This is a genomic window from Shewanella sp. c952 (assembly GCF_019654975.1).
Classification (GTDB): domain Bacteria; phylum Pseudomonadota; class Gammaproteobacteria; order Enterobacterales; family Shewanellaceae; genus Shewanella.
In genome coordinates this window covers 21,101-44,044 of sequence record NZ_BPEW01000007.1, presented here as the reverse complement: position 1 = coordinate 44,044, position 22,944 = coordinate 21,101, and the positions used below count along the sequence as shown (strand labels likewise).

The following is a 22,944-nucleotide window of genomic DNA, read 5'->3' as shown; positions in this document are numbered from 1 at the left end:
TAAAGTATTGAGTGCAAGTAAGCTCTCAGCTAAATTAAGCCTTAAGCAAGATTGACATCACCATAAGTTTGGAGCCGAATGTGAATATTATTACCAGTGCCTACCCACAGCGTAGAATGCGCCGTATGCGTAAACATGAGTTTAGCCGTCGCCTCATGTCTGAAAACCAGCTCACCGCAAATGACTTAATTTATCCAATGTTTGTGCTTGAAGGTAATAATCGTACCGAGCAAGTTGCATCTATGCCTGGTGTTGAACGCCTTTCTATCGATCTACTTCTTAAAGAAGCTGCCGAGTTAGTAGAGCTTGGGATCCCATTGATTGCACTCTTCCCTGTTACGCCTTCAGAAAAGAAAACCTTGATGGCAGAAGAGGCATATAATGCAGACGCATTAGCACAACGTGCTGTTCGTGCGCTAAAAGAAGCTTTTCCAGATCTAGGTGTGATGACCGATGTAGCCCTTGACCCATTTACCACTCATGGGCAAGACGGCATTATTGATGAAACCGGTTATATCATGAATGATATCACCACTGAGATTTTGGTTAAGCAAGCACTTAGCCATGCTGACGCAGGTGCAGACATTGTCGCTCCGTCTGACATGATGGATGGACGTATTGGCGCTATTCGTGAAGCTCTAGAAGCTGCTGGCCATGTTAATACTCAAATTATGGCTTACTCAGCCAAGTATTCATCTAACTACTACGGTCCATTCCGCGATGCAGTGGGCTCTGCGGGGAACCTTAAAGGTGGCAATAAGCATAGCTACCAAATGGATCCAGCCAACAGCGATGAAGCATTACACGAAGTTGTACTCGATATTCAAGAAGGTGCTGACATGGTTATGGTTAAGCCAGGCATGCCTTACCTTGATATCGTCCGCCGCGTTAAAACTGAACTTGCGGTACCGACCTTTGCTTACCAAGTCAGTGGTGAGTACGCGATGCACATGGCTGCAATTCAAAATGGTTGGTTAGCGGAAAAAGCTATCGTAATGGAATCACTACTTTGCTTTAAGCGCGCTGGTGCTGATGGCATCTTAACTTACTTTGCCAAGCGCGCAGCACAGTGGTTAAAAGAAGATAAATAGCCAAAATCTGATAGAAAAATGCCACTCAACATAGAGTGGCATTTTATTTTCTGGCTAGATAAAAGTTCAATGTTGCTCTACTCATCACCCACCTTAGTCTCGATTGTGTGAGCCCTGCCACTAAATCAACAATATTGCAGTGATCGCTTTAACAGTACTCCCAGAGTATGCTTCACCCGTTAGTTAAGACATGATTGAATAAAGCAGAATTCATTTCTTCTCGCGAAAGGTATAATCATGCACAATAACGTTAAAGCATTACTTGCCACCACAGTTTTATTTTTTAGTAGCCAAAGTATGGCCAATAGTGGTTGCGGATTCGAAGAACAGCAAGAGGGCTTTATGGCCACTTGCAGCGAGGAGAAACAAGAAGTGATCTTAACCGGATTAGTAAGCAACGAACAACTGAATGTGCTTGATTGGTTCAGCCAAGAATATAGCGATTACCAAGCTGACCAAGCAACAATTGCGCAGCTGCAAACTATCACAGTGCCAACCGAAATCACGGTTATTATCGGTACTTGGTGTCCTGATTGTCACCGTGAAACACCGCGATTCATCCGTATCATGGAGCAGGTTAATAACCCAAACATTACGGTGCAGTTCATTGGCGTTGATAGAGCGAAAGAAGACCCACAAGGCTTAGCTAAGCACTATGAGTTCTCACGTATTCCAACCATTATTGTTGAGCAAGACAGTGTAGAGGTTGGCCGTATTATTGAAAGACCAGAAGTGACGTTAGAGAAAGACCTAGCGAATATACTAAAGCTCTAATCAGTTAATACCTTGGTTAATATAAAAAAACCGCTCTAATGAGCGGTTTTATTTTGCTATTACCTAATCTTTAAAAATCGTAACGCACTGACGCTCTCACGTAACGAGGCTGCTGGAAGCTATCCGTATATCCATAACGCTCGTTCTTCGCACCACTATCAAACTCATATTGCTCATCTACACCCTTCGCACCATCAAAGTTGAAGAGGTTGAACACATTAAGTTTAAAGTTAAGCAAACCTGCATCTGCCATATCAAGTGTATATGAAAGGTTCAAATCGATATTATAAACCCAATCTGTGCGACCCATGCTGCCGCGTGGTGCAGCTTCTCCATCAGCATAGAATGATGAAGCACCATACCAATCTCGACCGTAGCAACGTCCTACGATTTCAACAGCAGTGACACAATATCCTTGATCTTCAGGATGCACACCGAATGCATTAATTGGACGACCTGACTGCAAGTATGAGTTAAAACCTACGCTGAAGTCTTCAGTAATGTTGTAAACACCGTATAACTTAAAGTTATGGCGTCTATCATTTGGCAGGTAACCTTCACCATTATCCATTAACTCTGGGTAATCAAAAGAGGTAGTCCAACCTGGATCGGCCTGCTCATTATCAGAACGAACTAAACCTTCTGTATTACCTTCACTCTTAGACCAAGTATAAGAGCCGTTTAACACGAAATCTTCGGTTACATTGCCTGAGAAGTTAAGCTCAACCGCTTTATAGGTACGAGTTGCCTCAGGGAAACCCATTTGGTCAGAGTTTACGTTTACCGCTTCTTTAACGCCATCACCATCGACATCATAATAGATCTCAGTGCCAATACCTGGGTTTGTTAAAGTAGGGAACCAACCACCAACAAAATAATCTTCAGCACTTGTCTCACCGTTACCAGCATGCCATGTATTCGCATCGTAATTATCGGTGACCCATTGGTTCATACCATAGTTAAACGATACATCTTCAATAGATTGCTTTAAGTCACGGTATACACCACGAATACCAACTGCCCAATCGTCATTAACTTGCTGCTGGTAACCTAGTGCAAACTCATCAGAATACATTGAACCCGCTTTGTTGTTGAACAGCTGATCAGCGTCAGGTACTGAACCATCAGCCACAACACGACGGTCAATTTCACTACCTAGAATAGGTGAACCATCTGCATTTACACCATCAAGACGACTTACAATATGAGAATCATACGCAGACGATGCCATTCTTAAGTTTGTGTTCGGAGATACCGGCTGGAAGTAACGACCGTATGATGCATAGATCTTGCTTTCACCATCACCGAGTACATCCCAAGTTGCACCCAATCTTGGTGCATATTGACCATCTAGATCAACGTATTTGTCACCAGAACCCGTGGTATTACTAAATTCACTATAGCGAACGCCCGCATTAATCGTCACGGTATCCGTGACAGCCCAGGTATCAGAGATATAAAACGCAGTATGGACATTTTCTGTAGCACTTTGCTTACCCCAGATACGTAGGTCTGCATACTCAGTACCTTCAGTTAGGCCGTAGGAGTTATCAGCACCTGCAGCATAATACTCATACCAACCGTCGCCATGAGGAGTATAAATATCTGCAATCTCTAAACGTTCATAATCATAACCACCACGTAAAGTATGATCACCAATAACCCAATCAAGATCGATGCGGTAAGTTATACGTTTATCTTCAGTTTCCGATGAACCGTAACCAACCCAATCACCTAAACGCTCATAACTGCCTGAACGATAATCTTCATAAGTAGATTGTTCTAATGTACCTGAGTTATCTTTGGTCGACTGAGTGATCTCACCATACATCGCAGATAACGTAATATCATCAGTTAGATAGCCTGTGTATTGCGCATTCCAACCGATACCACCATAGGTAGACTCAGTAAGACCAATCGCATCACCTCTATTTCCGTCTTCATCACGGTTATATTGTGTACTTGAGTAATCACCTTCGTTACTAAATGCCATCATCCCTAATGAATGATCATCAGTAATATACCAATCCAACTTAGTAAACCAACGATTAGTGTCCCACTCTTTATCCCTGCTAGTCGTCTCACCCGCAGTCGTTTCTTGCTCTACATTTGGGTTCCATAATGCGTAGAAGAATAACTTGTCCTCAACGATCGCACCAGAAGCCCACATGTTATATTCAGTTTCTTCCCATGAACCATCTTCAACTTCTTCGATACTGCCATCATTTTTGACACGAAGATCTGGCTCAGCTAATGAATTTGGAGCATATTCCGCCTTTGCACCAAACTTCCATTCATTGTCACCGGATTTGGAAACCAAGTTAACAACGCCACCGATAAAGCGACCATATTCAGCTGATACGCCACCAGTTTGCACTTCTGTTTGTGCCATCGCTTCCCACGGAAGATCGATATCGCCCATCCCCTTTCTTAAATCGGTAATGTTCAACCCATTTAAATAGTAACCATTTTCCGCAACAGATGAGCCGCCAATAGCAACTCCGCCAAAACCATCATCTCCAGCAACAGATCCAGGAGTCAACAATGCAATTGCCGTCGAGTCGAGTTCAACTGGTAATTGGTTTAGCTCTTTAATTGAAATAACTTGGGAAGTGGTTGTGCTACTTGTGTCTACTCGACTAATTCGCGCACCATTTACTGCAATTCGTTCTACGTCTGCATTTTCAGCATCAAGTGCCACATCAAATGTCAGTGCATTACCTACTGTGATTTCAATGTGTTGTTCTTGTACTTGATAGAAACCATTTTTCATAATGGTCACTGTGTACTTACCAATCGGGAGGCCTTTTAATGAGAAGTTACCGTTAGCCCCGGTAATAGTCTCTTTTACAATCCCTTTAGATTCATGTTTGATAGTCACTGTAGCATTGCTAGCATCACCACCAACATCTGTTGTTATGTGTCCCTTTATGACACCAAAGCCGTCTGCAGCAATTACCGCAGGAGCAGTCATCATTAACACCGAACCAACAGCTAAAGCTGTCAGTGTTTTTCTTGCAGTCAATCGCTTTGAAGCGTTATTTCCGTTCATACAAAATTTCCCTTTATTCCTATAGTTTTTATGCAAATTCCATTTATTATTTGGTCGCCGTTTTGTTTCGGCATCACTTTCTAGAAAAATGCAACGGCACGTTAACATCATTCACAAGTCGTATACAATCTACTTTATCCACGCAATAGTTCGTCAATAATGATTTTTGGCTTAAGGAAGTTCAGAGAAAATAACGGAGGAACAGAGTGAATACCCAACAAAAGTAGTACTTTGAAGCTTAAAAACTAGCCAGCTGGGCTTTTAGGATCTCCAAGAGCCTAAAGAATAAATAAATATAATATACAATATTTATTTATAACCAGAATAAGAGATGATATAGGTAGTCGTTGTAATCAATGCTGAGAGGATAAGAAACCTTAATCCGTACGCTTAGCCAATTGATGCAAAACGCCTTCACGTAATGCGCCACCAGAGAGGTGTAATTTTTCAATATTAAGCAATTCAAATAGTGCCAGCAGTATCGCAACACCTGCTGCAAAGGTAGGAGCTCGCTCAGGTTTCAAGCCAATAATGTCCAGCATTGATGGAGAACCCTGACTTAGAACTTCTTGTTTTAGTGTTAACAATACATCCAAACTGATGACCGTTGACTCACTTCGAGCATTAAGCAGTTCAACAACCGATTGCACGCTACCAGAGGCTCCGACAACACAGTGCCATCCAAGATGCGTTAGCTGTTGTTCATAATCCCCTAACGCTGCTTTGACGCTATTTTTGACTTGGTCAAAATCGAGAGTCTGAAAAGGGAATTGATTAAAGAAGCGATTGTTAAAGGTGACACACCCCATCGCAAGGCTGGTTTTAAGTAGAATATTATCGCCGTCACCAATAATAAACTCGGTACTCGCACCACCAATATCAATCACTAAGCGTCGCCCTGAACCTTCAGTAGTTGCAGCCATGCCTTGATAAATTAGTTGTGCTTCTTCGATACCGGAAATGATTCTAATTGGATGAGGTAATACTGTGAGAGCTTGCTGACAGAAATCATCAGCATTGCTAATTTTTCTTAAAGTAGCGGTAGCGATGATCTCTACATTATCAGCCGATACGCCCTCTTTAATAAGCATCTCAGAGAACATTGCGAGACAATCAATACCCCGCATCATCGCTGACGGGTTCAGCGAACCATCAGCCTCTATTCCTTCAGCTAAACGCACCTTACGTTTATATTTGGCAACAATTTTAGGATGATGGCTAACGGTTTTAGCCACCATCATATTAAAACTATTTGAGCCTAACGTTATGGCTGCATAGCTAGGTGAGGTCATTTACGCAGTATCTCTGTTACGAATGTCTACGTGTCTTGTCGTGACGACGTGGTGCATTACCACGATGGCCGCCTTGAGGACGAGAACCGCTACGATCGCGAGAGTTACGGCTATGGTTACTTGGCTTGCGATGGATGCGTTTTGGCGCAGGGATATCATCAAGCAAAGCTTCACTGTCGTAGGACGTCACCGGAATGGAGTGTTGAATATAACTCTCAATAGCAGGTAGATTCAGCGCATACTCTTCACAAGCAAAGCTAACTGAGACCCCTTTTTGACCTGCTCGACCTGTACGACCTATACGGTGTACATAATCTTCACAGTCATCTGGTAGGTCATAGTTGTATACGTGAGATACATCAGCAATGTGCAATCCACGAGCTGCTACATCCGTTGCCACTAAAACGTCGATGTCACCACTGGTAAATTGCTCAAGAATACGTAAACGTTTCTTTTGTGGTACATCACCAGTCAGTAAGCCAACTCGGTGTCCATCACCCTCAAGCCATGACCATACTTTTTCACAGCTGTGTTTGGTATTTGAGAAAACAATTGCTTTTTCTGGCCAATCTTCTTCGAGCAAAGACAATAGCAACGGCATCTTCTCTTCCATCGATGGATAGAAGATCTCCTCTTTAATATTCTTAGAGGTTTTCTCATTCGGCGCAATTTCAACTTTTTCAGGTTCGTTCATGTGATCATATGCCAGCTCTTGCACTTTCATTGAAAGCGTTGCAGAGAACAACATATTCAAACGTGATTTTGCATCAGGCATGCGTCTAAACAAGAAACGAATGTCTTTGATGAAGCCTAGATCAAACATACGATCCGCTTCATCAAGCACTACTGCTTGAATCGCACTCACGTCTATAACACCTTGGCGAACGTAATCGATGATACGACCTGTTGTGCCAATCAAGATATCGATACCTTTATCAAGCACTTTTCGTTGTGCTTCATAACCTTCGCCACCATAAACGATACCGACTTTAAGGCCAGTATGCTTAGCCAGTAGGTTGGCATCTTTAGCAATCTGAATAGCAAGCTCACGTGTTGGCGCCATGATGATAGCGCGTGGTTGATTAATCTTTCGCTCAGCTGGAACAGCTTCAGTCAACAAGTGGTTAAATGTCGCGACTAAAAAGGCTAATGTTTTACCCGTACCCGTTTGTGCTTGTCCGGCGATATCTTTTTTCGCTAATAAAATCGGCAATGATAACGCTTGGATCGGCGTACAAAACTCAAAACCAACTTCGTTAAGTGCTTGTTGAACTTCTTTATGTAACGGGAAGTCGGCAAACTTTTTTGTAGATAAATGTGTTTCGCTCATAGTGCAGGCTTACCTGTAAAAGGTTGCAATAAGAAACGTGATCGTTTGAAATAACGATATTATTTTTATCGCTGAAAATTGGTACACACTCAGAGAAACGTTTTTCACGATATTTGCAGCATCGGTGACGGAATCACTATTCCCTCTATTTATGGTGATGCTATGAAATTTTAGCGTGTATTTAGCGTTCTCTTAAGGCGAATTAAATACGTTTTTAGGCGTTAGTCATCGTTGACTTAGGCTCACTATGCCTATAAATCATCGTCTTGTCTAAAGCGTTTTTCGATACCCGAGAGTAGCGACTTTATTAAATGATTAACTTTTAGCTTGAAAAGCTATTTTACCGACCCAATATACAGGTTAAGCCATTAACAAACCAGCAATGGCAACCAAACTGGAGAACAACATGAGCGACAAGATTGTATACCTAAGCGACGATAGCTTCGAAAATGACGTAATTAACTCAGAACTACCAGTTCTGGTTGATTTTTGGGCAGAATGGTGTGGTCCTTGTAAAATGATTGCCCCAATCTTAGATGACGTAGCTGAAGAGTATGCAGGTAAGATCACTGTTGCTAAGTTAAACGTTGACCAAAACAACGTATCACCTGCTAAATATGGTGTTCGTGGCATTCCAACTCTACTACTATTTAAAGCTGGTGAGCTTGCTGCGACTAAAGTTGGCGCCCTTTCAAAGACTCAACTTAAAGAGTTTATTGACGGTCAACTCTAATATACCAACCGGTATAAAGATTTGGTCGCTCAGCGAGAGTTTAGCGGTTTTGAGGCAAAAAAATGAGTGAAGTACATAGTTATACTACGTTCAAGCTCATTAACGCAGCATCGGAGCCGCTAACACTCGCCTGTAAGGAGTGTTTTTGGCTTGCTAGTTCGGTGTTGGATAAAGGCATAAGGGAGCAACCATTATGGCAATTATCCGCCTTGAATTAGTTCGCCAAAAAACACTCTGAGTAGACCCACTACTTATACCAATTGGTATAACACTTTAGTGGCTCTATAAGCCACTAAAGCAAGTTAGAGTGACTCCCGACACAGCTTCAACAAGAAAATGTGTCGGGTTTAACTAAATTTCTAGACGCCCCGTCAAGTTAGTGCTACTTTAATAACCAAAGCGATTCTAACTAACCCACTTCTCGCTATCCGATCGATATTCAAAAAGTTTTAACCTCATTGATCAAAGATGGCATCGTCACGCAAAAAACAAGACCCACCAAGATGAATTTATCAGAATTAAAAGACACATCGATTTCAGATTTAGTACAACTAGCCCAAGACATGAAGCTCGAAAATATGGCCCGTGCTCGTAAACAGGACATTATTTTCTCGATCTTGAAAGCCCACGCCAAAAGCGGTGAAGATATTTTCGGTGGCGGCGTATTAGAGATCCTACAAGACGGTTTTGGTTTCCTACGTAGCTCTGATGGGTCTTACTTAGCGGGTCCAGATGATATTTATGTATCACCAAGCCAAATTCGCCGCTTTAACATGCGTACTGGCGATAGTATCTTCGGTAAAATCCGCCCACCTAAAGATGGTGAGCGTTATTTTGCACTATTGAAGGTGACTGAGGTCAATTTCGATCGCCCAGAAAACTCTCGTAATAAGATCCTCTTTGAAAACTTAACGCCACTACATGCCGAAGAACGTTTACGCATGGAGCGCGGTAATGGTTCAACTGAAGATATTACCTCACGTATTTTGGATTTATGTTCACCAGTAGGTAAAGGTCAACGTGGTTTGATTGTTGCTCCGCCAAAAGCGGGTAAAACCCTATTACTGCAGAACATGGCGCAAAGCATTACTTACAACAACCCAGACGTTGTATTGATGGTATTGCTAATTGACGAACGTCCTGAAGAAGTTACCGAGATGCAGCGCATGGTTAAAGGTGAAGTGATTGCTTCTACCTTTGATGAGCCAGCGAGCCGTCACGTACAAGTCGCAGAGATGGTTATCGAAAAAGCTAAGCGTCTTGTTGAGCATAAGAAAGACGTAGTCATTCTTCTCGATTCGATTACTCGTCTAGCACGTGCCTATAACACTGTTATTCCTTCATCAGGTAAAGTACTTACCGGTGGTGTTGACGCTAACGCACTACACCGTCCTAAGCGCTTCTTTGGTGCAGCTCGTAACATCGAACATGGCGGTAGCTTAACCATCATCGCAACAGCACTTGTTGATACAGGTTCTAAGATGGACGAAGTCATTTACGAAGAGTTTAAAGGTACTGGTAACCAAGAATTACACCTTTCTCGTAAAGCTGCTGAAAAACGTGTATTCCCAGCGATTGATTTCAACCGCTCTGGTACTCGCCGTGAAGAGAAACTAACAACTCCAGACGAACTTCAAAAAATGTGGATCTTGCGTAAAATCTTGAACCCAATGGATGAAGTGACTGGCATGGAATTCCTTATCGATAAATTGGCAATGACCAAAACAAACGATGAGTTCTTCACTGCCATGAAGCGCGCTAAGACTTAGATTAGCCGTTACAAGCATTAAAAAAACCGCATTTATGCGGTTTTTTTATCTCTGTTTTTAGAGGTCATTGATCTTTCCAGCTTAGTTTTTGCTCAAGTTCAATAATTTTAAGGCAAGGCTTGAGCGATGATGCTTAGTTCGTAACCCACCCTGCTCTATTAGAGCTAAAAGCTATTGAAACGATAACAAAAGGCCGCGCTTCTTGGCTTTTTTACTGTTTGGTAGGCTTATTGTGAAGAATGACTAAACAGTCGTAGCCTCCACCTTGTTAAATTAGCCAATACACTGCGACAAAAACAACCGAGAAAGGTCAACAGCCCCTAATCATTCAATAATTTTTCTCATCGATACTTTGCTAAAGCCAAATGATTCATCTTGCTCTTCATTGCTAATTGACCAACCATGCTTTTGATAGAAGTTAAGCGCTTGCTGATTGCCCTTAAAGGTTTCTAGTCGCAAATGCTCATATCCCTCAGTAAATTGCATAGCTTCAATTTTTGCCAATAAATAACTGCCTAAGCCAGTACCTTGCAACAAAGGACTTATCATCTGTATCTGAATAAATCCCTCTTCTGCGGCGCAGTAACCCGCGATAACGCCATCAACCTCTAGCACCACAATGTTTGCTAGATGCTCAATGATCTCTCTATCACTACCACCCCCATTGATAAACCAATCAACGCCTTCATCACCTAAAAAAGAGCGGTAACATTTATTTATCGTCCCTTTAGCTAACGTTTGTAGCGTGGTTAAATCTGCATGCTTGGCTTGCCTAACGGTCCTCATCAATGGCTTGGATGGAGTGTCCTTTAAACATCGCCCTTTAGTCCTTGCTAACCATGCTTTTGAGCGCTCTCTAAGCATATCTCGCAGCAGTAAAACGACTGGAGTAACATGCTCACGACCAGGGCAAACCAGATACAAGTCAGCCTCTTCACCAGCATATTCAGTAAGCATTGGCACTAGTCGTCCGGTATCAATATCATCGGTCAGATCTAACCACGACTTATAAACGACACCTTGACCTGCCACCGCCCAGCGCCTGGCAACATCAGCATCGTTGCAAGTGCGGTTAGAGGTCACCCGTACTTTATGTTTCTGACCATCACGGCTGAAAAACCATTGGTCATGCGTACGCTCGTCCAACATAAAGAACAAACAGTTATGTTGCTGCAGTTGCTCTAATGAAGTCACCGCCCCCATGCGCTCAATATACTCAGGTGAAGCACATAGTACTCGGCTGGAATTACAAATTTTAAAGGCCACCAGCGATGAGTCTTTTGGTTTACCCGATCGCAATGCCACATCTATTTTATCGCGATAAAAGTCTGATAAGTTATCGCCGATATGCAGCCGAAGATTAAGCTCTGGATACTCAGAAAGAAAATCATCCAGCCATGGAAGTACCACATTACGGCCCACATCTGATGGTACCGCTAGACTGATAGAGCCGGATATTTCAGCAAGGCTGGAAGTAATTGCACGCTGTCCCATATCAAGATCAGCAAGCGCACTCCTACAATGGATCAAATAACGTTCACCTGCCGCAGTCAATCTAAGGCTGCGAGTGCTGCGGATAAATAGTGAGGTACCAAGCTCTTTCTCTAGCCTTTTAAGCCCAGCACTGGCAACTGCAGTAGAAATATCAAGCTCTACAGCCGCTGCAGTTAAGCTGCCACAATCAGCAACCCTAACAAAAAGCGTTAAATCGTTTAACTGCATTATCAATATTCCATCTATAAAACAGCGAAAATTATCATCTTATTGTAGATAATAGTGAGCTAAACGTCACCCACAAAAAAGCCTGCTCTCGCAGGCTTCATGTCTGGAACATTTATGCCCCCCCCAAGAATGACAAGGTGTGGTGCTCGCGTATATTTTATGGCTAAACCAAAGTGATGGCCATTTTGCGTCTCAGGTAGGCTATTTGCTGCATATGTGGCAAATCTTTCGGGCAATTATCCTGACAGCCTAATAACGTCATACAGCCAAATACTCCATCTTGATTACCAATGACATGGTAGAAGTCTTCAAGCTCACGGCCATCGCGACTATCGAGCTCGAATCGCGCCAACTTCATCATGCCCACGGCACCAACAAAAGTGTCACGCATCTGCGCTGTAGCACAGGCTGACACGCACACACCACACTCAACGCAGCGCTCTAGCTCATAAAGCTTGGCGGCTTCAGCTGGATCCATCGGTGCTTCTAGACGATGCACATCAATATCATCACTTACAGGATGCAGCCAAAGCTTTAAACGCTCAGCAAGTTCACGCATAAACTTACCAGTATTCACAGAAAGATCGCCAATCAGTTCAAATCCAGGCAGTGGCATCAACATGATATCGCCTTTAGGATATTTACTGGTCAGAGTGCGACAGGCTAATGTTGGAAAACCATTAATCACCATCGCGCAGCTTCCACAGATCCCCGCACGGCAGACAAAATCGAATTGCAGAGAAGTATCTTGCTCTTCACGCAAACGGTTAAGCGCAATAAATACCGTCATACCCGGTGTTTCTTCCAACTGGTATTTCACCATCTTGGGCTTATCACCTGGTTCTTGCGGGTCATAGCGGAATATGTTGAAGGTTAACATGCGGCCTTTTTTAGCTTCTTGGCTCATTTGGCCTCTCCTGCAACTTGCTGTTGTGGCATTTCACTTAAACGTTCATTTTTGGGTGCTAGCGATTCAGGGACTGCAAACGGCATTAACGCATCTTGTCGTTCATGCCGGTCAGCCTCATCGCCTAATTGGCTCAAGATCTCGGTGATCTGTTGTTCACGTTTCTCAGTGTCAGGGTGCGCAATCGCGTTATTAATACCATAACCACGGTATCCTGGTGGCAGCTCCATCTTCATTACATCAAGCTGTTCGTAATCAAGTTGTGGTGATAACGCCTCTGCGTCTGGCCAGCTTGCCAACGTGCGGCTTAGCCAGTCTTTATCGTTACGCTGCGGGAAGTCTTCACGAGCATGTGCTCCACGGCTCTCAGTTCGAGCAGCAGCGCCCACAGCAACAGTTAGTGCTACCTTGAGCATGCGCTTAACACGCAGCGCTTCAACAAGCTCAGGGTTAGCGTGACGCTTTTTACACTTAAGTCCTAATGCTTTGGCTCGCTTGAGCAACGCTTGTAGTTCATTGACCGCTTTATCTAGCTCAGGTCCATTACGAAAAATACCAACATAGTCCATCATAATCCGCTGCATCTGCTGTTTAAGCTCGAACGGACTTTCAGTGCCATCACCGTCGACTAAGTCATCAATCTCGTTTTGCACTTTGCCGACAAAGGACTCAACCAGACCGGTATCAATTTCTAAGGTGTTCTCTTGGCAGAAATCAGCAACGTATTTACCAATGATCATGCCACCCACCACGGTTTCTGCCAGCGAGTTCCCCCCAAGGCGGTTAAAACCATGCATATCCCAACAAGCTGCCTCACCAACGCTAAACAATCCCTTAAGCTGCGGGTTTTGCCCAGTAGCATCGGTGCGAATGCCGCCCATTGAATAATGCTGTGTCGGTCTAACCGGAATCCAATCTTTAGCAGGATCGATACCTAAGAAGTTCTCACAAATCTCTTTAACTTCACGCAGATTCGTCTCCACATGCTTACGACCAAGCAAAGTAATATCTAGCCATAGATGCGGCCCGTAAGGACTATCAACACCCTTGCCTTTGCGCATATGCTCGGTCATACGACGTGAAACAACATCGCGCGATGCCAGCTCTTTCTTCTCTGGCTCATAGTCCGGCATAAAGCGGTGGCCATCTTTGTCGCGCAGTAAGCCTCCATCACCTCGGCAACCTTCGGTAGTCAAAATCCCAACCGGTACAATAGCGGTTGGATGGAACTGCACTGCTTCCATGTTACCCAGTTTGGCGACACCGGTTTCAAGCGCTAACGCTTGACCAATCCCTTCACAGATAATGGCATTGGTAGAAACTTCATAAATGCGGCCATATCCTCCCGTTGCAATGGTGGTCGACTTAGCAACGTAAGCGCGTAGCTCACCGGTCACCAAACAGCGCGCTACCACGCCATGACAGCGCTTGCCATCATGAATAAGCGACAAAGCTTCCATACGCTCGTGTACGGGAATATCCATCGAGATGGCTTTATTATCGACGGCATAAAGCAAAGAGTGGCCTGTACCATCTGCGGTATAACAGGTACGCCACTTCTTAGTTCCACCGAAATCACGTGCGTTAATCAAGCCATGCGCCGCTTCCGCCTCTTCAATGGTGACTTTTTCAGCGTTAACCACCACCTGTCGTGGCCCTTTTGTGACACGAGTCCAAGGTACGCCCCAATTTGCCAACTCGCGTACGGCTTTAGGTGCACAATGGGCGAACATCCGCGCGACGTCTTGATCGCAGCCCCAATCTGACCCTTTTACCGTGTCTTGGAAATGCACATCTTCATCATCTCCCATACCTTTCACGGTATTGCCTAGGCTTGCTTGCATGCCACCTTGCGCCGCCGCCGAATGTGATCGCTTAGCAGGGATCAGTGACAACACAACGGTATCTAGCCCACGCTCTTTCGACGCGATAGCTACTCGTAATCCAGCAAGTCCAGCGCCGACCACTAACGAATCGGTATATATCAGTTTCACACGTGCTCCTTAAGCGGGTGCAGAGTCAATTTATGGTTATATATTCAATTACTACTTCTACTCAGCATGATTGCTAAGCCGTTTTATAAATTCTTTCTATAACGCATTTGCATAGGGCAAAAATGCCAATAGAGAGGCTATTCCCACCAGGATGAAAACAACGCTAATAATGCTCTTAATTTTTTTCAATCTGTTGCGGCTATTGAGATCTCGGGCGGCGCCCCACTTTACAGCAACGCGGTAAACTCCAATCGCAGCATGTAGCTCAACACATAGCAGCAATGGCAGATACAGCAGCCACACCCCTTGTTGCCAAATCCTGTCAGCACTGCCATAAGGGCCAATGGTTTCAGGTGCTGCACCTATCAGCCACAAATGGACAGGCAGGAGTAAAAATATCACTACACCTGTCGCAGCTTGCCAAACCCATAAGCGGGTATCACCGTGATTAACGACATTAAGCTGCTGCTTAAGGGCTTTTTGCTGACGCAAGTTCAGTGGCATTTTATGAGCCGCCACCAATACGTGTACCAACGCAATAACGGCGATAATCATCGCAATAATGGTGACTACCCAAGGGTAGCCGTGCCCATCAGCCGTTAAGAAACTCAGCTCCATGGTTTTAGCAACCCATGTCATTGCCTCTGCGCCAAGCAATATCGACGACACCAATATCAGGTGTGTCCACAAGAATATTGCGAGAACAACCCCACTTACACTCTGGCTAATATCAAGCCAACCACTCAATTTACCGCGATTTATTATTCCCATTCGCTTACCTATCCATGCTGTAGAAGCGTTACTGAACGACTGTACCAATGTCGCTCACAAATCACTTACCAACCGTGAGATAGATCAATAAAAAAGCATTTACTCAAGCTATCGCTAATTTATCTAAACAAGCACTACAAACTATTGTTAACTCGGACGATATGCTTCTACTGGTAAGCTCAGTTCGCTACCGATTATTAGGTAAGACACTAAGCTAAGCACACCGATAATAATCAGATAGATAATTAAGCCTTTTGCTATTTTACGGAGCCCTGTACGTTTAGTGGTTAAACCCCATTTAACCGCCACTCTATAAAGGCCAATCATGGCGTGGATCACGACAGCAGGTAGCAATAGCGCATACAGCAACCAAGCATTTTGGTGGTAAACACGTTCAGCAGAAAGATGCGGGCCAATCTCAGGATTAGCAATCATGGTAAAAAGGTGCACTGGAACTAAGAAGAATAGAACGAAGCCCGTCGCTAACTGCCAGAACCACGCATGACTATCTTTGTGATTAATCACCGACATATGCCGCCTAAGTGCTCGCCACTGTCCAAGTTGTGCAGGAAAGCGACGTAAGGCTACCGCAGCATGCGCCATCACCACCAGCAGCATAAACACAGAAAACACCTTAGTCACAATTGGGAAGCCGTGCCCTGTTGAGCTAAACATGCCGCCTTCTAGAAACTGCACCACGGTATAAAATGCGTCTTTACCGAGTAAGATGCTAGATTCAAAATGCAGATGAGCTAATAGGAAGCACCCCATCAACACGCCGGTGATGCTTTGTATTTTGTCCGCTTTTGCTGATGCGGGGTGTCCATTTGCGCTTATGTAGGATGCTAACATGGTGGTTGTCTTGTTTATCTTATGCCTAGTCGTGGGATTTACACTGTAGCAAGATGTTTATCTCCTAGTTGCATCACCATTTTTAATCGTGACCTTGCTCACTCTCTTTCAGGTCACTATTAGAGTAAGATCACAAACAAAGGGGTAAAACAGAAACAGTGGTAATACCATTTAGCCAATATTTTTCAGCAACTTGAGCAGCCATTTCAAACAAAACAAACGCTATCAATCTTTTGCGACTACAACAGCATCACCCTGTTATTGAACCAATAAATAGCTAAGTCATAACATGAATATTACCTTCATCTCCTGCACCTAATAGCGGTTTGGGTATACAATACGCCGATATATGTAGCAAACGAGAATTCTCATGCCTTGGATCCAACTAAGAATTGATACAGATGGTCCTCATGCAGACGCACTTAGCGATCAGCTGATGGAAGAAGGGTCAATTTCAATTACCTTCGAAGATGGTAAAGACACCCCTATATACGAACCAACTTTAGGTGAAACGCCGCTGTGGAACCACACCGTGATCATTGCGTTGTTTGAAGCTGACCACGATTTAGCACCTGTGGTCGAACGCCTGAGGTTATTGCCTTATCTTGGTGAGAACTTCAGCCATAAGATTGAACAAGTTGAAGACAAAGATTGGGAACGCGAATGGATGGATAATTTCCACCCAATAAAGTTCGGCGATCGCTTGTGGATCTGCCCAAGCTGGCGTGAGATCCCTGATCCTAGCGCTGTTAACGTGATCCTTGATCCTGGCTTAGCATTTGGTACCGGCACGCACCCAACCACGGCACTATGTTTAGAGTGGCTAGATGGTCTTGATTACCACAATAAAGACGTTATCGACTTTGGTTGCGGCTCAGGCATTTTAGCGGTTGCAGCGCTGAAACTCGGCGCAGAGAAGGTCACTGGCGTTGATATCGATTACCAAGCCATTGAAGCTTCTAAAGCTAATGCTGAGCGTAACGGCGTTGAAGATCAACTTGCCTTATACCTACCAGAAGATCAGCCAGAAGGTTTAATCGCCGACATCCTAGTCGCAAATATTCTTGCAGGTCCACTGCGTGAATTGGCACCGTTGATTGCAGAAAAAGTAAAATCTGGTGGCCAACTGGCACTATCAGGTCTGCTAAAAGAGCAAGCTGACGAAGTTTCAACCTTTTACAGCAAGTGGTTCGACATGGACGCGCCTGCTCACAAAGACGACTGGAGTCGCTTGACAGGGATACGTAAATAACGGTATTGCGCGGCGCGCTCTGCGCCGCGACAGACTTCTCACCTAGCAAAAGTCAAGCAAAAAAGTTGCCCTCAGGTCATTTATTGACCTTTTCACAGGCTTGAAAAAGGCGTACTATAGCGCCCCTTTGACGAGCAAGGTGATTTGATAAATGCAGATTGGACCCTATCGACTGAAAAATCAGCTGATCGTGGCACCAATGGCAGGCGTCACAGACCAGCCCTTTAGAAATCTATGTATTCGTTATGGCGCAGCCATGGCGGTTTCAGAGATGCTTTCATCTAATCCTGATGTTTGGGATACCGATAAAAGCCGCTTGCGCATGACACACGCAGGTGAAGACGGGATACGTTCAGTTCAAATAGCAGGCTCAGACCCTGAGTTAATGGCGAATGCCGCCGCTGTGAATGTACAGCAAGGCGCTCAGATCATTGATATCAATATGGGCTGTCCGGCGAAAAAAGTGAATAAGAAGCTAGCAGGCTCCGCCTTGCTGCAAGATCCACAGCTAGTAGAAGAGATTCTAAAAGCCGTAGTAGCAGCAGTCGATGTGCCGGTTACGCTAAAAATTCGAACGGGTTGGGTTCCAGAGCACAGGAATGGTGTTCATATCGCCCAGATTGCGGAAGATTGTGGCATTGCCTCGTTAGCCGTTCACGGTAGAACGCGACAGTGCATGTACAAAGGCGAAGCCGAGTACGACACCATTAAAGCAATTAAAAAACAGATCTCGATACCTGTTGTCGCTAATGGAGACATTTTAACGCCAGAGAAAGCGCGGTTTGTGCTGGATTATACTGGTGTGGATGCTTTGATGATAGGACGGGGCGCTCAAGGACGGCCTTGGATATTTAGGGAAATTCAACATTATCTGGAGACAGGTAATAAGCTAGCGCCCGTTGAAATGGATGAAAAGCGTCAATTGATGCTTGAACACCTTAAAATGCTGTACTCATTGTATGGTGATTATAAGGGCATTCGTTTCGCAAGAAAGCATGTTGGATGGTATCTAAACCAAGAATCACAACGCGCTTTTCGAGCTGAGTTTAATCAGCTTGTGACCGTTGAAGAACAATGTTCCATGGTGGAACACTATTTTGATGAATTTGCAGCAAATTAATAAAGAGCAGAATACGAATGTTTGATCAAACAACTCACACTGAAGTTCACCCACTGACTGTTGGCAAAATTGAAACTGCAAGTGGCGCAATCAAGCCACAGCTATTACGCGATGCCGTAAAACGTGCAGTAACAAACTTTTTCGCTCAAATGGACGGGCAAGAAGCAGAAGAAGTCTATGAAATGGTGTTAAGCGAAGTTGAAGCACCTCTGCTAGATATCATCATGCAACACACTCGCGGTAACCAGACTCGTGCTGCAAACATGCTAGGTATCAACCGTGGTACTTTGCGTAAAAAATTAAAAAAATACGGCATGAACTAAGACTAACGTCTTAAGCTGTTGTATTGAAACGGGCTTTCCAGAAATGGAAAGCCCGTTTTTGTTTATATGTCCCCGTATATACCCAGATTTTCTGCTTCCCTAATCCTTAGTTCCTTGCAGCTCCCAACAAAAAATATCATGATTGAATAATCAGCTTCTTACTATGGTTAGAAAGTCTCTATATCAACCGATATACAGGTTGAACTATTCATCACTTTGGTGGCGAACTCCTTTAAGCCGAGTTGGTTTGATAATGCTTGCTACCTATGAATCCATTCGGCCTAAAAGTCTCGAAGGAAAAGTACCAACTAAAAAGCCGCTATCTATTGATAGCGGCAAGTCTCAATTGCAGGGAGACAGTTAAGGGTGCTACGACGAGTTTACAGTTTGTGAGACTCTGCAAGTTTAGCTTCAGAGTGACACACTGAACACGACTCTAGATTGTTGTGCTCAACAATAATCTCACCTTCAATTTCAGCGCCATCAATCGGCGCATTAAAGATTGCTCCATTACTAATCATGTGTGATTTAAGCGGTTCTCCGCCACTGCTATGGCAAGACCAACAAGTAGCTGCTGCTGGCGAGGTTAGCGAGAACTCAGCATCTTCTGCGTAGGCATCGCGTGTAACGAACATGCCGGATTTCTGAATATCATCCAGCTTCACCGAACCACTAACGTGACACGCTGTGCAGTCTTTAATGTTTGCAGGGTATTTCCAGTCACGAACCGCACCATCTTCTAGATTTTGCTCTTGTCTATCTCCAGCATGCAGTGCATGGACATATACAGACCAACCAAGATGATTTAGCACAGTGTCATCTGGCGCGACTTTAAGAGCATTAAATGTTTTGTCCCAAACAGCAATATTAGGGTTATGACACGTTGAACACTGCTGCTCTAGATCATTACGACGAGAGTGCATGCCGTAGGCCATATCGCCATGACAAGCTGCACAAGCCTCATTGCTAACCACTTGGCGGCGACTATCTGCTAACCCTTGCATATCAAAAAACGCTGTGACTGAACGTAAGCGGTTTTGAATTGCATCATCGCTTGTTGAAGGTTGTAATTCACCAGCCTTATTGATCATGATTGTTGACTCAATCGATACTGCACCTTTAGCATTCTCAGTTCCTGCAGGAATGATTAAGCCTGTATCGTTCTTACTTTGATCTGGATTAAGAGCACCTGAAATCACGAATGCAAATTGACCAGCACCAACCGACACAACTTCCATCTCATTCAATTTAGCATTAACGCTATGGTCTGCCATACGACCCAGCTTACCGCCCTCTAACGTTTCCATAGTCAGCATGCGATAGTTAGTAGATGCATCCCATGCAAGGGTTGCTCGCAATGCTTTAAAATCTGGCATTTCTGTAACAGGCGATCCGCTTGCATCACGGATCTCCAACACTAATGCAATCTCTGCAGTGTTATAGTCATTGCCACCTCGAGTACCGGTACTAGGCGTCGCTTCAGCACTAATGACTTCAATGCTGAACATATCTCGCGCCGTTGCGAGCGCTTCAACGGGTGCAACATGAATTTCACTAACGTCGTGACAAACTCCACCACAAGTCATTGGCATATCAAAGCCATGACTTGGTGCATAATCACCAGAGTGACAAGTCGCACAAGCTTTAGCGTCATAACCAACTAACCAATCAGCAGCATTTGGTAGCTCGGTGCTATTTTCATTTTCATGACAGCTTAAGCAGTTCTTCGTTGACTCGACGTTAGTTAGATAACTTTCGAAGTGCCAGCGATGTGCACGTTCATTAAGCGTGCCTTTTCCATCTTTCTCACCAGTAGCGTGACAAGTAGCACAAGCCTTTAAGTCATTGGCGTAATGCGGAGAGCGATCGTAATCATCGTAACGAGCGTAGGCAATATCAGTATGACACCCTAAACAAGATTCAGTTGATACTATTTCACGCGTCGATACCACGGCTTCACCGGACAGCATGAAATCAATTTCAGGCATAATATCTTGGACACTACCAATGACGGGTAAACCAGCATAACTTTGAACACGCACCATAAAGCGCTGAGGTAATGCGCTATCATATTCATAGCCCTTAGCTGTGGTATCAAGATCTAATATAGATGTAGGGTTAAAGACTGAGTAGGTGCCGTCTTCATTATCAGTTAAACAGGCATCAACCTCGCCTGTTGCAGAACAAGTTACGTAACCAAACCCTTGACGTTGAGAGCCACCTTTTTCCAATGTGGCAAGTTGGCTATGTAGAAAGCGTACTGAAGGCAGGCCTTTAACAAGCTCATCTTTCTCATTGGTCAGCTTGAATGAGGCGGAACGAATACCTTGCTCATCAATGCCATAAGCTATGTACTCAAGCTTAAGTGTTTCTGCAGTGTTTGCGTACACTGGAGGCGTAACGCCATCGGCTCCATCAGATCCATCTTTACCATCAGATCCACAGGCAGCAATACCAAATGTCATCAATACCGCTAGCGGCATTCTGAATTGTTTGAGGTTCATCATCATTATCTCTTTTATGATACCTAATATTAGGTATGGGCATTTTTAACCCCAACTCTGAACCACAACTTAATAAAACATTAATCATTACATTTTGTACGCACTTTGTGACCTAGGGTTAACTAAATTCAAGCAATTGATTATCAATACTATTTCATTATTTAGTTATAAATGAACAACTAAATAACTAGCACCATTACAAGTGATGACTCATTGACCGTTAATACCAACACAATGCTTAAGTTCAGTAAGTATTGAACCTTAGTGGCGTTTTGCTACATTAGACCTCCCCTTCAAATTGGTCATAAACGATGCACTACACATTAATTATTCTACTATTGAGCTGCTACTCATTTAGTCTTCTCGCAAAACCGCAGCCCAATATGCCAGAAGCGGTAACAAACAATGCCGTGGCACTTGTTAATGACGGTAGTAACGATTACCTGCTGAGCTTTATGGGAATGGGGCAAAACAAGGATTATAAGGCGATTCATAACAAAGCATGGTCACTAGAGATAAGCCATGTAGCCCCTCAATGGCAACCGTTACCAGCCGTACCACACATTAATAAAATAAGCGGTCGATTAGCCGCTATAGCTGTTGGCATTAACAGTGATGCTTACTTATTTGGCGGCTTTACTGTTTCTAGTGATCATCAAGAGCTATCGACTGCCGATAACTACCGCTTCTCAATTAAGGATAAAAGCTATACTCGCATCGCCGATATGCCGGTAGCTGTTGATGACACCAGCGCACTGGTTTATCAAAACCGATATATCTATCTACTGAGTGGCTGGCATCAACATGGCAATGTCAATTTAGTGCAGGTGTATGACACCCAAACTGATACTTGGGCCCAAGCCAGCCCCTTACCTATTCCTGCTGTATTTGGCCAAGCAGCAGGCATAGTCGATGATGAAATAATCATGTGTGATGGCGTAACAGTTACTCCTCAAATCAACCAGCCGAGAACATTCACAGCATCACCAGTTTGTTTATACGGAAAAATAAAAGCTGATAATCACTTACGTATCGACTGGCAGTTATTACCGCACTACTCTCAACAGGTTGCAGGCAAGCTACCACAACCAACGGCAGTGGCGCACTATCGAATGGCAGCAGCGGGAAATGAGCTTACCAAGCAAATCATTTTCATAGGTGGCAGCAATAACCCATACAACTATGATGGTATCGGCTATAACGGCCAGCCAAGTTCAGCATCCGATCTGATGCACCGCTTTGACTTGACCTCACATCAATGGCTTCCAGCAGAGATTGTGAAAACCTCATCTATGGATCATCGCGGCCTTATTATTTATAAAAACCAAGCACTTCGCATTGGCGGCATGCTTAAACAACAACAGGTAAGTAAAAGCGTATTGAGCGTACCTCTAAAGTAAGGTTTTGACCGCTAAAGTGTGATTACCCGAGCATTTTACTCAAGTAATGATTGAGAAC

16 protein-coding genes and 2 pseudogenes are annotated in these 22,944 nt (G+C 44.0%); 8 read left to right on the top strand and 10 right to left on the bottom strand.

Going from position 1 to position 22,944, the window contains the following annotated elements; genetic code table 11:
• Positions 1-80: 80 nt before the first annotated feature.
• Positions 81-1,091: a porphobilinogen synthase gene (hemB, locus tag K5R16_RS07090; RefSeq protein ID WP_220736831.1), complete on the top strand. Its 1,011-nt coding sequence runs from the start codon at positions 81-83 to the stop codon at positions 1,089-1,091.
• A gap of 237 nt (positions 1,092-1,328) precedes the next feature.
• A complete protein-coding gene (locus K5R16_RS07085; protein WP_220736830.1) occupies positions 1,329-1,865 on the top strand; it encodes a thioredoxin family protein in 537 nt (178 codons plus the stop codon).
• 70 nt (positions 1,866-1,935) lie between these two features.
• Here K5R16_RS07085 and K5R16_RS07080 read toward each other — a convergent pair whose 3' ends face one another.
• The 3 genes from K5R16_RS07080 to rhlB form a co-directional block, all read right to left on the bottom strand.
• On the bottom strand, positions 1,936-4,917 hold the full coding sequence (locus K5R16_RS07080; RefSeq protein WP_220736829.1) for a TonB-dependent receptor: 2,982 nt from the start codon (positions 4,915-4,917) through the stop codon (positions 1,936-1,938).
• A gap of 377 nt (positions 4,918-5,294) precedes the next feature.
• Positions 5,295-6,209, bottom strand: a complete 915-nt coding sequence (locus K5R16_RS07075; RefSeq protein ID WP_220736828.1) for an exopolyphosphatase — start codon at positions 6,207-6,209, stop codon at positions 5,295-5,297.
• 16 nt (positions 6,210-6,225) lie between these two features.
• Positions 6,226-7,539 (bottom strand): ATP-dependent RNA helicase RhlB, encoded by a 1,314-nt coding sequence (rhlB, locus tag K5R16_RS07070; protein WP_220736827.1) that lies wholly within the window; start codon positions 7,537-7,539, stop codon positions 6,226-6,228.
• Between the two features lie 406 nt (positions 7,540-7,945).
• Between rhlB and trxA the strand changes: the two genes are divergently transcribed.
• Both trxA and rho read left to right on the top strand, forming a co-directional pair.
• Positions 7,946-8,272, top strand: a complete 327-nt coding sequence (gene trxA / locus K5R16_RS07065; protein WP_020910647.1) for a thioredoxin TrxA — start codon at positions 7,946-7,948, stop codon at positions 8,270-8,272.
• A gap of 503 nt (positions 8,273-8,775) precedes the next feature.
• Complete coding sequence (gene rho / locus K5R16_RS07060) at positions 8,776-10,041, top strand: transcription termination factor Rho (RefSeq protein ID WP_220736826.1); 1,266 nt, start codon at positions 8,776-8,778, stop codon at positions 10,039-10,041.
• 324 nt (positions 10,042-10,365) lie between these two features.
• On the opposite strand, the pseudogene K5R16_RS22470 reads toward rho, so the two are convergent.
• From K5R16_RS22470 to K5R16_RS07035, 6 genes and pseudogenes are all read right to left on the bottom strand, one after another.
• A pseudogene (locus tag K5R16_RS22470) lies at positions 10,366-10,671 on the bottom strand (GNAT family N-acetyltransferase); the annotation flags it as partial.
• A gap of 210 nt (positions 10,672-10,881) precedes the next feature.
• A pseudogene (locus K5R16_RS22465) lies at positions 10,882-11,763 on the bottom strand (LysR family transcriptional regulator); the annotation flags it as partial.
• A gap of 163 nt (positions 11,764-11,926) precedes the next feature.
• Positions 11,927-12,670 carry a fumarate reductase iron-sulfur subunit gene (locus K5R16_RS07050; protein ID WP_220736824.1) on the bottom strand — a complete coding sequence of 248 codons (744 nt, stop codon included), beginning with the start codon at positions 12,668-12,670 and terminating at the stop codon, positions 11,927-11,929.
• Positions 12,667-14,664, bottom strand: coding sequence for a fumarate reductase flavoprotein subunit (locus K5R16_RS07045; protein WP_220736823.1), 1,998 nt, complete (start codon positions 14,662-14,664; stop codon positions 12,667-12,669). Before K5R16_RS07045 ends, K5R16_RS07050 begins: the two co-directional genes overlap by 4 nt.
• A 96-nt stretch (positions 14,665-14,760) precedes the next feature.
• A complete protein-coding gene (locus K5R16_RS07040; protein WP_220736822.1) occupies positions 14,761-15,435 on the bottom strand; it encodes a fumarate reductase cytochrome b subunit in 675 nt (224 codons plus the stop codon).
• 147 nt (positions 15,436-15,582) lie between these two features.
• Positions 15,583-16,287: a fumarate reductase cytochrome b subunit gene (locus tag K5R16_RS07035; protein WP_220736821.1), complete on the bottom strand. Its 705-nt coding sequence runs from the start codon at positions 16,285-16,287 to the stop codon at positions 15,583-15,585.
• A 370-nt stretch (positions 16,288-16,657) separates the two neighbouring features.
• On the opposite strand from K5R16_RS07035, the gene prmA reads away from it, so the two are divergent.
• The 3 genes from prmA (at position 16,658) to fis (ending at position 18,982) form a co-directional block, all read left to right on the top strand.
• A complete protein-coding gene (gene prmA / locus K5R16_RS07030; RefSeq protein ID WP_220736820.1) occupies positions 16,658-17,539 on the top strand; it encodes a 50S ribosomal protein L11 methyltransferase in 882 nt (293 codons plus the stop codon).
• Between the two features lie 151 nt (positions 17,540-17,690).
• The gene (gene dusB / locus K5R16_RS07025; protein WP_220736819.1) at positions 17,691-18,659 is read left to right on the top strand and encodes a tRNA dihydrouridine synthase DusB; all 969 of its coding nucleotides are present in this window, start codon (positions 17,691-17,693) and stop codon (positions 18,657-18,659) included.
• Between the two features lie 17 nt (positions 18,660-18,676).
• Positions 18,677-18,982, top strand: coding sequence for a DNA-binding transcriptional regulator Fis (fis, locus tag K5R16_RS07020; protein ID WP_012153658.1), 306 nt, complete (start codon positions 18,677-18,679; stop codon positions 18,980-18,982).
• Positions 18,983-19,362: 380 nt separating this feature from the next.
• On the opposite strand, the gene K5R16_RS07015 is transcribed toward fis, so the two are convergent.
• Positions 19,363-21,489 (bottom strand): hypothetical protein, encoded by a 2,127-nt coding sequence (locus K5R16_RS07015; RefSeq protein ID WP_220736818.1) that lies wholly within the window; start codon positions 21,487-21,489, stop codon positions 19,363-19,365.
• Between the two features lie 308 nt (positions 21,490-21,797).
• On the opposite strand from K5R16_RS07015, the gene K5R16_RS07010 reads away from it, so the two are divergent.
• Positions 21,798-22,886, top strand: coding sequence for a galactose oxidase (locus K5R16_RS07010; protein ID WP_259649789.1), 1,089 nt, complete (start codon positions 21,798-21,800; stop codon positions 22,884-22,886).
• Positions 22,887-22,944: the final 58 nt, after the last annotated feature.

Coding starts and splice junctions, on each gene's coding strand:
- K5R16_RS07085 (WP_220736830.1), top strand. CDS start 1,329: ATGCACAATAACGTTAAAGCATTACTTGCCACCACAGTTTTATTTTTT.
- K5R16_RS07080 (WP_220736829.1), bottom strand. CDS start 4,917: ATGAACGGAAATAACGCTTCAAAGCGATTGACTGCAAGAAAAACACTG.
- K5R16_RS07075 (WP_220736828.1), bottom strand. CDS start 6,209: ATGACCTCACCTAGCTATGCAGCCATAACGTTAGGCTCAAATAGTTTT.
- rhlB (WP_220736827.1), bottom strand. CDS start 7,539: ATGAGCGAAACACATTTATCTACAAAAAAGTTTGCCGACTTCCCGTTA.
- trxA (WP_020910647.1), top strand. CDS start 7,946: ATGAGCGACAAGATTGTATACCTAAGCGACGATAGCTTCGAAAATGAC.
- rho (WP_220736826.1), top strand. CDS start 8,776: ATGAATTTATCAGAATTAAAAGACACATCGATTTCAGATTTAGTACAA.
- K5R16_RS07050 (WP_220736824.1), bottom strand. CDS start 12,670: ATGAGCCAAGAAGCTAAAAAAGGCCGCATGTTAACCTTCAACATATTC.
- K5R16_RS07040 (WP_220736822.1), bottom strand. CDS start 15,435: ATGGGAATAATAAATCGCGGTAAATTGAGTGGTTGGCTTGATATTAGC.
- K5R16_RS07035 (WP_220736821.1), bottom strand. CDS start 16,287: ATGTTAGCATCCTACATAAGCGCAAATGGACACCCCGCATCAGCAAAA.
- prmA (WP_220736820.1), top strand. CDS start 16,658: ATGCCTTGGATCCAACTAAGAATTGATACAGATGGTCCTCATGCAGAC.
- dusB (WP_220736819.1), top strand. CDS start 17,691: ATGCAGATTGGACCCTATCGACTGAAAAATCAGCTGATCGTGGCACCA.
- fis (WP_012153658.1), top strand. CDS start 18,677: ATGTTTGATCAAACAACTCACACTGAAGTTCACCCACTGACTGTTGGC.
- K5R16_RS07015 (WP_220736818.1), bottom strand. CDS start 21,489: ATGATGAACCTCAAACAATTCAGAATGCCGCTAGCGGTATTGATGACA.
- K5R16_RS07010 (WP_259649789.1), top strand. CDS start 21,798: ATGCACTACACATTAATTATTCTACTATTGAGCTGCTACTCATTTAGT.